Below are 11,929 nucleotides of genomic sequence, written 5' to 3'. Positions count from 1 at the left end.
GTGGTTTTATTTAGAATAGGGTCTTAGGTTTACTCTTAAAAGGTAATCATCTGCAGTTATGAATAAATACCTTCCATCATCGCTAAATTCACAGTTACCCGTGTTTTTATCGGTTCTGATGGTTCCCAAATGCTTTCCTGAGGGAGAAATTACCAAAACGCCATCAGGTCCTGCTAAGAAAATATTTCCTTTTTCATCAATCTTCATTCCATCGGGAGATTGTTTGCTAATACTTGCTTCGTGCAGTTCGGTAGCATCAAAAAATATTCTTTTATTGGTTACTTTTCCATCACCCACAATATCGTAAGCTAGGATTTTTGGTTGCTTTTTAAAAGAATCGGCAACATATAAGATTTTGTTGTCATTGGAGACTGCAATGCCATTTGGAGCTTCTATAGAATCATCCAAAAGAATCAACTCCTTATTCTTGCTCAAGAAATAAACACCGTTAAAACCAATAGCGCTTTTTCCATCACCTAACCCAAAAGCAGGGTCTGTAAAATAAAGGTTTCCGTTAGTATCATAATCTAGGTCATTGGGAGAATTGAATATCTTCCCTTTGTAATCGGTTATTATTGGAGTGAATTTAGGATGAAGCGAATCTTGCAAGCTCGTAAGCTTACTGATTCTACGATCGCCGACTTGGCAAATCACTAAATCTCCCTGCGGATCAAGAATAAGTCCGTTAGAACCCTTTCCTGTATTGCCATTTGCGATTCCAGTGCCTCCAGAAGGAGCCATGTATAGGCTTAGTCCGTCTAAATTATGCCATTGGTAAATTTTGTTCTCGGGAACATCGGAGAAAATAAGTTTTTGCTCTTTAGGAAGCCATACCGGACCTTCTGACCAATTGAAGCCTTCTGCAACTAATTCTATACGGGCATGTTTTGATACCAACGAATCAAACTCAGGTGCCAAACGTTCAATCCAGCCATACGTTGGATATTTTCTCAACGAATCCAAAACCGTTTTAAATATTTTCTTGAGCTGTTTTTCTTTAGAAGATAGTTTGTTAGATGGCAACGAATCGTTTTCCAGAACATCTTTTTTGGTGTTATAGAATCTACCGTCTCCGTAAAGTTTATAGTTTTCATTTAGTACGAATTCTGCTGGTGCGAATTGTTTTTTGTCCCAACCCGGTTTAGGGTCGTAACTCATAAATACCCAGTCTCTACGTTCTACAGGCTTCCCTTTCAAAACTGGCAGAAAACTTTCCCCATCTGGTTCAAAACCGGAAGGAGTTGGAGTGTTTGTAGCTTCAAGAATAGTGGGCATAAAATCTATAGCATCAATGAACTCGTTTGATGCAGTACCTTCTTTAATATGACTAGGCCAGTTGGCAATAAAAGGAACTTTAATACCAGCTTCGGTCGTTAGGCCTTTACCACCTTGAACCGTCCGATCTCCCATCTTGGAGAAAATGGTTTGGTGTGTACCATTATCGGAATACAACATCAAAAGTGTGTCTTCACGAAGTCCTTTCTTTTCAAGATTAGCTACAATATCTCCAATAATTTTATCTAAATATTCCACCATATCCTTGAAGTATATGGTTTCGTCATTCAATCTTTTTTCGGCATGTTTCCAATCGCCGCTGTTCGGTGTTGGGTTAAACGGACCATGTGTCAATGCCATAGGGTAATACACGAAAAACGGTTTATCCGCTTGACGGTCAACAAAATCGTTTAAATATTGAGAGAAAATGTCTGGACCGTATTTGCCATCAGTTCTTTTTAGAAACTCTCCATTTTGATAAATAGTTGGATTGGCAAAACGGGAGCCTTTATCCTCTGTATGAAACGCGTGAAACATGCTGTATTCATCAAAACCAGCATCCTCTACTTTCATACCAATACCTCTTCTATGTTCGCCTCCAGGATATCCCGGTGGGTCATAACTCTGTAGTTGCCATTTACCCACCATACAGGTAGCGTAACCAGCGTCTTGCATGATATGGCCAAACGTTTTTTGTTTTGGATTTAAAACTCCAAAAGCTTCCCAATTCCTAAAATTGTACTGCCCAGTCATAAGTTTTACGCGAGTGGGAGTACATAACGGCTGTGCATAGGCCTGATTGAACTGCATGCCAGTTGCGGCAAGCTTGTCAATATTTGGAGTGTCATAAGATGTGCCTCCATAACTGCCAATTCCTTCGTACCCTAAGTCATCAACCATGATCAGGATTACGTTCGGGCGTTTTTCTGAGTTGCTTTTGTTCGCTTTTTGGGCGTAACAGGAAACCGATAAGAAGAGGCTTAGAAGAAAATAAATGGTTTTCATAGGGTATGCAATGGTTTAATTATTGGTTGGTTTAAAAATTAATAGCTACTCGAAAGGGAAAAGTTCAGATTTTTCACTTGCGCTTTCCATGATTTGCCTTATTTCTTTTTCTATTTCTGGATGTTCATTGGCAACATTGTTGGTTTCAGACGGGTCATTAGCCAAATTATAAAGTTCAAATTGGCCTTGTGGGTTTTTGTTGAAATTGTAAATGACACCTTTCCAATCCCCTTTTCTAATTGCTTTACGTCCTTTTTGAATAGGAAATTCCCAGTACAGATATTCATGTTGTTTTTGACCTTCTTTGCCTAAGAGTGTTGGTAGAAAAGAAATACCATCGCTAGTTGCCGGAACATCTATATTGGTAATTTCACCTAATGTTGGCATAACATCCCAAAATGCAGAAACATGGTCAGAAGTTGATCTAGCTTTAATTTTATCGGGCCAGACTACCAGGAAAGGTGAACGGACACCACCTTCATACAGGTCTCTTTTAATTCCTCTTAAGCCTCCTGCGCTATTAAAGAATTCAGGGTCAGCACCGCCTTCGGCATGAGGGCCGTTATCACTTGCAAACATGACAATGGTGTTGTCCGTAATGCCCAGTTCATCTAGTTTATCTAAAATCTGTCCAACATAAACATCCATACGGTACACCATAGAGGCAAAGGCGGCATGTGGCTTTAGCTGTGAAGCATATTCCATTTGAACAATATCAGGGCCGTAGTCCGATGTAAAGTCATTCTCTGTCGTATAAGGTGTTTCTTGAAATTGGTCCTTAAACTTGTCAAATATGGAGTCCTTGGGTGAAATCAGTTCTGCATGAGGTAGAACAAAAGGAACATAAGCAAAAAATGGCTTTTCTTTATTAGCTTCGATAAAAGCCAAAGTTGCTTCCTGAATTTTATCTGGAGCGTAAGTTTCGGTCTTTGTCCAGTCGTTACCATCAAGTAAAACCTTTTCTTCATTGTGCCATAAGTGAGAAGGATAGTACCTGTGAGCCATACGCTGGCAATTGTACCCATAAAACTCATCAAAACCTTGAGCAACGGGGTCGCCCTCAGTTCCAATAAAACCTAATCCCCATTTTCCAAAAGCTCCTGTGATATAGCCCGCTTTTTTCATTAGCTCGGCAATGGTTACGGAATTTGCGGGTAATGGTGTTTGCCCTTCTCCTTCAAGCTCTTTGTTTCCCCTAATAGGTGTGTGGCCTGTATGTTGTCCTGTCATTAAAGATGAACGTGCTGGGGCACAAACTGGAGCCCCACTGTAATGTTGTGTGAATTTTATACCTCTAGAAGCAAGTTTATCAATACGGGGAGTTTCAAATTTTTCTTGTCCGTATGAACTTAAGTCGCCATAACCAAGATCATCGGCTAAAATATAAATGATATTGGGTTGCTTTTCTTTTTCTGGTAAAGCTGTTTCGTTTACAATTTTCGCTTCTTCTTTGCAGGACCCCAAGCTTAAAAGCATAGAAGCGGTAAAAAAGAATGTTAAGTAAGGGTGAAAACGTAATCTCATAGTAATATGGCTTAATTGTTAAAATTGACAGAATCAATTTTTGGGCTTGACAGCTATTTAAAATGACTGCACTATTTGGTTAATAGCCTTTAAGATAAAGCACTGAGCAATGTACTTATTTTACATCTTATAGTTTATGCCTTTGATCATCTGTTGCATACTTAAAGCAAATTGATCATATCATTTGTAGATTATGTACTCCACAATACATTTCGTGTACTCTTATGTACATCTGTTCTTTTGCATCATTTTACCTTTAAGGATTGCTCCTTATGAGTTCTAATTCAATAAAAATTTAATGATGAATTTTCAAAAAGGAAATGGTTTTCTGCTTTTCCTCTTCTTTATATTTTTTACATCTACACAGGCACAATCTTCGGAAACTATTTCTGGGAAAGTACTCTCTGAGGGCCAGGAGCCTCTGGAAGCAGTTGCCGTGGTTTTACTAAGTGTTAAGGATTCTACGTATGTAGATTATACGATTACTGATGTAAATGGTGAGTTTAAAATATCTGAAGCTCAGAAAGGAGATTATATTTTGAATATTTCTTCCTTAGGATATATCTCCTTGTACAAGAACATTACCTGCACGGGTGAAGCTCTTACGTTTGGAAACCTTACACTAGTGGAGGATACCTATGAATTGGAAGGGGTTACATTAACAGCAGTGGTGCCTGTACAAATCAAACAGGATACTATAGCTTTTAATACCAATTCTTTTAAAGTGGATCCAGATGATAATTTAGAGGTATTGTTAAATAAAATTCCAGGGTTGGAAATAGATTCTGATGGGAAGGTGAATGCTCAAGGTAACGAGGTAACCAAAATTATGATCGATGGAAAAGAGTTTTTTGGAGGCGATCCATCCATAGTACTAAAAAACTTATCTGCAGATGCCATTGCCAATGTAGAGATTATAGATAAAAAGAGTGATGAGTCTGAGCTTACCGGTGTGGCGGACGGAAACAAGGAAGTGGTCATTAATTTTACGTTGAAGAAATCCCGAAAGAACAATGGTTTTGGAAAGGTTTCTGCAGGAGGCGGATTGGATAACCGGTATTTTGGTAATCTTAATTATAATAAATTCTCTTCTAAGACTCAGTTTTCTGTCATTGGTAAAATTAATAACATCAATATAACGGGTTCAAACATTCAAGATTTTTTAAAGAATGCAGATGGTGTTGATGGTGATGGAGACGATGAGGAAGAAGAGCAGAACTCCGCACAAAAAACGAAAAGCCTAAGTGGGTATTTAAATACAGGTGTGGCAGGGGTAAATGTGGGGCACGAGTTTAAAGAAAAGGAATCTTTAAACGGAGATTATTTCTATAACTATTCTAAGAACGATGGTTCTTCTGTGTCAAAACGCATCACTTTTTCCAATGCCAATAACTTTGATTATGTAGCCGAAAATGAATATGTGAACACTAAGAATGATCACAATCTTAATTTAGATTACAAGAACAAGTCCAACCCTAACAATAGTTTAATTATTAAAGGACAATTAATGTCTGATGCTATTAATAGCTACTCTAATCGCATGGGGCGCTATTTTAAAGAGGTAGAACTAAGTACTAAGAATGACAACCTATCTACTGTAGATAGAGATAGAAAAAGAGCCAATTTGGGTATTAACTTTTATCAAAAGTTGAGAAAAAAGGGTAGAAGTCTAGCTACTGGACTGAAAACTAATTTTAATCGGTCTACTATGAAGAACGATCAAAATACTTTAATCACTAGGCGGATAAATACTCCAAAAGAATCTGTGAAAGAGCTGAATACCATCCGTGATCAAAAACTGAATACTGCGGCAGTCAATTTTAATTTCAAATATACTGAACCCTTAGGAGGCAACCATTATGTGAAGTTGGAGTCATACATGGGAAATAAAATTGATAAGGAAAATGTCTATCAGAATAAGATAACTGTAGCCGCAAAGAATAAAGAAGAGATTTTAAAGTACGATTACGACCACAACGAAAATAATTATCAAACCAGATTGGCCCATAGTTATACCGCAGGGAAAATTAATACGTATGCAGCAATGGAACTGCAAGATATTGTACGTTCTTTTGGTGTTGTAGATGAAGCAGTTACGGTAACGGATAGGTTATTCGTTAATCCTATGGCTACGGTACAATACATTCCTAAAAGAGGGCGTAAGTATAGATTAAGTTATAAAAAGAACATTCGTACGCCACGACCAAATGAGAGTTCTACGGTGGTTAATGATTTAAATCCGTTTTCCATCCGAAAGGGGAATCCAAATTTGGTTTCGGAAAAGATAGATGCGTTGACTTTATCTGCCGTTGTTCACGATTTTAAATCGTCTTTTAGTTTTAATACACGAGTACAATTTCAATATACAAAAGACGCCATCATCAAAAGTGTTGATGTGGATGAGGATTATGTTAGAACCTTGAGCTATCAGAATAACGGAATCAAACGTAGACTGAATACTACAATAGGTTTTAGTCAGAAAATAAAAAGTTTGGGGCTACGCTACTCTGTTCGAAACCGAAATTTCTTCAATACAAATAATGCGATTATCAATTTTCAGCTTAATGAAGTTACTTCAAAAGATTTTCTAATCAGCGCAACGCTAGAGAACAATAATAAAAGCGTCATAGATTTAAAAGCAGGGGCAACTTATAGCGTAAATAACACCTCTTTTTCAATAGAGCGAGATTTGGACCGGAAGTATACCAAACAGCAGTATTTTTCAATGTTGGATTGTGATTTATCTAAGAAAGTGAATTTCAATACCCAGTTTGACTATTTTATTTATACCGATAATGCTTTTGCTTCAAGTGAAAACATCCCCTTATGGAATGCTACAGTATCGTATGCCTTCTCAAAACAGAATAGCCATGTTGTAAAGTTATTGTTTATTGATTTGCTTGATAAGAACATAGACATTTATAGGCGTAGTACTACCAACTATTTTGAAGAAACTACGTCTGAGAGTTTGGGGCGTTATTTTATAGTTAGTTATATGCATAAGCTTAATAGCAGACCAAGAAAAGGGTAGGCGTAATAAATAAAAAAATCCCCAAAAGCATATGCAATGGGGACTTTTACTACACTAACTAACAAACAACGTTTAAATCCTTATTTAAGACTTTCCTTATACCCTTGAACGGCCTTTTTGAAGCCTATTTCTTCACCGTCTACCATCCTCTGGTATTCTTCTGGTCTTTCTTCTTTTACCCATTTTAGGGCATCTACAGAAATAGCATGCTCAGGATGGTATATGGTATTTACTGGTTTCATTTCTTTATCATAGGCCAAGGTCTTGGCTCGCATTTTCTGAAGTACATCTAGGTACTTTGGATTCTCTGCTAAATTGTGCAGTTCTTGTGGATCGTTTTTAAGATCATATAATTCTTCTTTGTCTTTATTGGGTGCGAAGAACAGTTTCTGACTTTCATTAAGTTTGCCTTCGGCCTTTAAGGCACGCATTCGGTGCACCGCAGGGCGATAAAACTCTAAATAAGCTTGTTCTGCATCAAAAGGAACCTCGGGCTTGTCATTGCGAATGTATTTCCACTCTCCCGAAGTAATGGCGCGGGATTTTTCTTCTATCTCGTCCCAAAGGTCACGTGCTCCGTAGACAAACTCACGTTTAAAACCCTTTTCGAATACAGGTTTTCCGGTCATGTATTCAGGAACTTCTACATTGGCGAAGTCCAATACCGTTGCGGTAATATCAGTAGCGGAAACCACATCTTTTCTAATCTGTCCTGCTTTTAAACCCTTAGGATAGTAAACAATAAAAGGAATATGTAATCCTGGGTCTTGAAGATATCCTTTGCCACGTATGTTGCACCGGCCATTATCGCCAATAAAAATAACAACGGTATTATCGGCCATTCCTTTATCTTCCAATTCTTGAAAAATCATTCCTACTTCATTGTCTAAAAACTCTATCTGGTCAAGATATTTAGCCCAATCCAAACGAATTACTGGGTCATCAGCCATAAATTCAGGCAATTCCACATCTGCAGGGTCTACAGGGTGTTTTGAGTTTTCGCGAACCTCGTCCCACCAATCACCTCTGTGACTAGCAACTAATTGAATTTGCGCAAAAAATGGTTGGTCTTCTTTCTCAAATGTATCGTACTTATCAAAAATCCCAAATTGGGTCTTTCCATCCCAAGGACCTATAGGTTCATGTTTAAAATTAGCATCTATTTTACGACCTTGCCCCATTACACCGTGATGTCCTAAAATAGTAGTATAACCGGCTTCTCTTAACCAATAAGTAAAAGGTTTAAACTGTTCATCCAACGGCACATCTCTATTGCTACGGTGGTGATGCGCATTTATTTTAACTTGATGTGTTCCCGTTAGCATAGCAGAACGACTAGGCGAGCAAATAGGGTTGGTTACAAAGCAGTTTTCAAATTTAACGCCTTCCTTTGCCATCTTGTTCAAATTGGGAGTTTTGACACCTTTCATGCCGTAGCACTCAAGGTCAATACTCATATCTTCGGCCATGAGCCAGATAATATTTGGTTGTTCTTGGGCAAAAGTCAAACAGGTAAATAATAAATAAATACCAGTCGTTATTATTTGTTTCATTCGTTTGTTTTTGATTTTCTATGTGTCTCGTTGTATATCTAGTCTAAAACTCTGGAACAGCTTCTTTTTCCCATTTCGCAAGCTGTTTCTTCATTTTCTTTGCTTGGTCAACTTCTATGTCGATGAGGTTTTTAGATTCGCTCTTATCGTTTTTTATATTAAATAGGTCATGTCTGCCGCTGTGGTATTTAACCATCTTCCAATCACCGTTCATAATGGCAGTATATTGGTCTTCATAGCTTCGGAAGAAAAATAGGTTACGTTCCTTGAATTTCTTTCCATGAAGCAAAGGCATTAAGCTCTTGCCTTGAATGTCTTTTGTTTTTGGTTTTTTACCAGAAGCAATCTCTACTAAAGTTGGAAAAAGATCTATAGATTGTACAGGAATATCACATGAAATCCCAGGCATAGTAACCCCAGGATAACTAATGATAAACGGAACTCTTGCGCCACCTTCACCTAAGGTGTTACCGCCTGTTTTTCCTCCGGATAGGGGAGCGTTGCTGAAATAGCCTCCTTGGTCGGATAGAAGAATAACTACCGTGTTCTCCGCTATGCCTTTTTTATCTAGTGCCTTTCTAACCTTTCCTACGGATTCATCCATAGCGCTGACCATGGCTGCATATTCTGCGTCTTTGCCTGTTAAACCTTCCTTTTTATAGCGCTCAACCCAATCAGTACGGCCAATGTGTGGACCATGTACATTGTAATACCAAAGCGATAACATAAAGGGCTGTTCTTTGTCATAATCCCCAATGAACTTCTCAGCTCCATCGGTTAGAACATCAGTTAAGTAAGTTCCTTCTGGTGAATCCGGTAACGGATTACCTGTTTTAAAGAACGGCGCATAGTAATTTCCAGGATGACCGTGGTCTCCGGTACCATATTGGGCATCAAAACCTTGATGTACCGGATGGTATTTTTCGCTGCCTAAGTGCCATTTACCAATGAACATATTGTAATAGCCAAATTCTTTGAGTCGCTCAGCATAGGTAACTTCCTCTAATGGCAACCAGTTTCTGGAGGGCATTTGTACCGGATCCGTGGGCCATAAATTAAACTCACCTCCGGCTACGTTATTTTTTGCTGCTTTTTCCTTGCTGTCGATAATATGACGGGGCATTTGAAAACGCACCGGTTCTTTACCTGTTAAAAGCGATGCTCTACTTGGACTACAGGTAGGTGTAGCAATATAGGCACGGTTAAAATTGAAGCCGTCTTTTTTAAGTTGGTCAATATTGGGTGTGTGGAATTTAGAATTTCTGAAACCTACATCTGCCCAACCGTAATCATCAACAAAAAGTAATACAATGTTGGGTTGTTCTTGAGCTATGCCTTTAAATATGCCGATAAATAGGGCTGCTAAAAGAAAGGTGTTTTTCATGTTGCTACGGTCCTTTTAATTTTTAGAGTAAAATGCAGATTCAGGAATGTTACCTTTCTCAATGGATGGGCCACTCCACTGTAAGTCTAGAGTGTTTTGTACTCCTGTTTTCTTTTTAGAATAAATCCGAATAGGGTGATAACCTGCTTTTAGCTTCATGGTGCCTTCTTTTACAGAGCCAGCTTCGTAACCATAATCAGCATCAATAACACTTGCTTCGTGAATACGAACAAAGGCATTGCTAGAAGAGCTTAAGGAAAAGGTATAACTACCCTCCGTAGGAACTTTAATAAAACCTTCAAAAAGAAAAACATCACCTTTTGTTTCAATTTCTTTCAATGTTGGTGTTTTCAATTTTCCGTTAGCTATAGGAGTCAAGTTATCGACTTTTGGTAACCATGGAGCGCTATTTTCAAAAGCGGTCCATTTTAAGCCACTAGATAGATTATGTGGGGAAACTGCAGAAACAGAGGCATTGTCATAAGGCCTTGCAGCATTTTTGTCTGGCATACGTACCTGAAGTACACGTTCTTTCATTTGTACTTGAAGTGCCTCCATATTTGGTAAAGTTGCCAAGTTTAAAGTTTGATGATTGTCTTCCACAACATTGTAGAATTCAAAATCGTCATCTGCGCCTTGTATATTGTAACGTAACCCAACAATATCACCTTCGCGCATCATTTGCATCTGCTTTCGAAGTCTACCGCGGTTGTTTGGTGAAAACTCTTCGTATTCAGGAGTCTTTCCTCCTTGATTGTACTCTACATAAATAAGGCTTTCCTGTTGCTTGCCCTTGCCTGTTAAACTTGGTAGAAGAGAAACTCCATCGCTATTTGCTGGAGCTGTGTACCCTGCAGCTTCGGTAAAAGTCGGAAGCCAGTCATAAGAAATACTTGGTGATTCTATAACTAGGTTAGCTGGGATCTTGTTAGGCCAGCGCGCAATTAATGGTGTACGTTCACCACCTTCGAGCACATCTCTTTTGATACCGTCAAAAGGTCCGAAACTATTAAAGAAATCAGCGGCGTATTTTTCCTCTAAATAGGACTCCATAGAAGGACCGTTATCAGAATTGAAAATAACCAATGTATTTTCGTCTATATTAAGGTCTTTCAACAACTGAAGTAAATCGCCCACTTCATTGTCAATTCGTCTTGTACTACTCGCGTAACGTTTGTAAACATCAGGCCAAGCAACCTCTGGAGTACTTGGGTCTTTATCATGGTCGTAAGTAACATTGGCGTAATCTGGGTGAATGAACGAATCAACTTCGCCAGAGGCTGTGTTAATCATATTTCCTGGTTTTCCAACCCATTGCAATCCGCCATTCAAACCTCCACCTTCGGGGTAGGCTTGTGTTGCGAGTTCTAAAACAGCATGGGGCGTATCAAAGGCCAAGTACATAAAGAAAGGTTCGCTTTCTTTTTTATCTTTTACCTGTTCTACAATCCATTTTTTAGCAACGGCTGTCCATAAATCCCCTGTATAACACTTGTCCAGCCCTTTACTTACCTCATTTTTGTTTTCGTAAACTTCTTTTTTTCCGCGATATACACCTTCAACAGGATAATGTTCATGACCATCACTGTGGCGCATATAGCCATAGTAATATTCAAAGCCTCTATTGTTTGGGTGTGCCGGCCATGAATCACCATTTTCTGACCATTTACTAGCGCCTTGTAAACCCCATTTACCAATTGCGGCCGTTTTGTAACCTGCGCGTTGCATTACGTTACCAAGTGTGTTGTTGTCTGCCAAAGCTTTATCAAACTGGCCATCGCGAACATTAGCGTGCCCCTGGCTAACTCCTAATAGGACAGATGAGCGTGATGGCGCGCAAACCGGTGCCGCCGTGTAATGATTGGTAAGCATAGCACCTTCCGAAGCCATTTTGTCTAACTGTGGAGTTAATGCATAAGGCTCACTACGGTCATCTGTTTCTTTTCTTTGGTTTTGAAAAAAAGCGCCAATGTCTCCATAGCCTAAATCATCCGTAAGAATATAAATGATGTTAGGTTTCTTTGTTGCCTCATCAGTTTTAGTTGGTTTTGGTTCTTGTTGAGCGAAGGAACAAAAGACGGTACTAAATAAAATGATGGTTAAAAAATGTAATGAAGTTTTTAAATGCGACATGGTATTTATTTCTGTTTACTGGAA

The 11,929-nt window shown here is 38.7% G+C and carries 6 protein-coding genes; 1 reads left to right on the top strand and 5 read right to left on the bottom strand.

Annotation, left to right across the window (positions count from 1 at the left end; translation table 11 throughout):
* Positions 1–6: 6 nt before the first annotated feature.
* A complete protein-coding gene (locus HW347_RS15430) occupies positions 7–2,280 on the bottom strand; it encodes a sulfatase-like hydrolase/transferase (protein ID WP_214612648.1) in 2,274 nt (757 codons plus the stop codon).
* 45 nt (positions 2,281–2,325) lie between these two features.
* Positions 2,326–3,804 carry an arylsulfatase gene (locus tag HW347_RS15425; protein WP_225901943.1) on the bottom strand — a complete coding sequence of 493 codons (1,479 nt, stop codon included), beginning with the start codon at positions 3,802–3,804 and terminating at the stop codon, positions 2,326–2,328.
* A gap of 298 nt (positions 3,805–4,102) precedes the next feature.
* Between HW347_RS15425 and HW347_RS15420 the strand changes: the two genes are divergently transcribed.
* Entirely contained in the window at positions 4,103–6,835 is a 2,733-nt protein-coding gene (locus HW347_RS15420) for an outer membrane beta-barrel protein (RefSeq protein WP_214612647.1), read from the top strand.
* Positions 6,836–6,915: 80 nt separating this feature from the next.
* Here the strand turns inward: HW347_RS15420 and HW347_RS15415 are convergent, their stop codons facing one another.
* The 3 genes from HW347_RS15415 to HW347_RS15405 are packed head-to-tail and all read right to left on the bottom strand — an operon-like array spanning position 6,916 to position 11,905.
* Entirely contained in the window at positions 6,916–8,388 is a 1,473-nt protein-coding gene (locus tag HW347_RS15415) for a sulfatase family protein (RefSeq protein WP_214612646.1), read from the bottom strand.
* Positions 8,389–8,431: 43 nt separating this feature from the next.
* On the bottom strand, positions 8,432–9,772 hold the full coding sequence (locus HW347_RS15410) for a sulfatase (RefSeq protein WP_214612645.1): 1,341 nt from the start codon (positions 9,770–9,772) through the stop codon (positions 8,432–8,434).
* Positions 9,773–9,787: 15 nt separating this feature from the next.
* Entirely contained in the window at positions 9,788–11,905 is a 2,118-nt protein-coding gene (locus HW347_RS15405; protein ID WP_214612644.1) for a sulfatase-like hydrolase/transferase, read from the bottom strand.
* Positions 11,906–11,929: the final 24 nt, after the last annotated feature.

The sequence above is a fragment of the Zobellia barbeyronii genome (assembly GCF_018603515.1).
Classification (GTDB): Bacteria; Bacteroidota; Bacteroidia; order Flavobacteriales; family Flavobacteriaceae; genus Zobellia; species Zobellia barbeyronii.
Note: the sequence above shows the minus strand (reverse complement) of the source record. Positions and strands in the feature narration are given on the sequence as shown.

Coding starts and splice junctions, on each gene's coding strand:
- HW347_RS15405 (WP_214612644.1), bottom strand. CDS start 11,905: ATGTCGCATTTAAAAACTTCATTACATTTTTTAACCATCATTTTATTT.
- HW347_RS15415 (WP_214612646.1), bottom strand. CDS start 8,388: ATGAAACAAATAATAACGACTGGTATTTATTTATTATTTACCTGTTTG.
- HW347_RS15430 (WP_214612648.1), bottom strand. CDS start 2,280: ATGAAAACCATTTATTTTCTTCTAAGCCTCTTCTTATCGGTTTCCTGT.
- HW347_RS15425 (WP_225901943.1), bottom strand. CDS start 3,804: ATGAGATTACGTTTTCACCCTTACTTAACATTCTTTTTTACCGCTTCT.
- HW347_RS15410 (WP_214612645.1), bottom strand. CDS start 9,772: ATGAAAAACACCTTTCTTTTAGCAGCCCTATTTATCGGCATATTTAAA.
- HW347_RS15420 (WP_214612647.1), top strand. CDS start 4,103: ATGATGAATTTTCAAAAAGGAAATGGTTTTCTGCTTTTCCTCTTCTTT.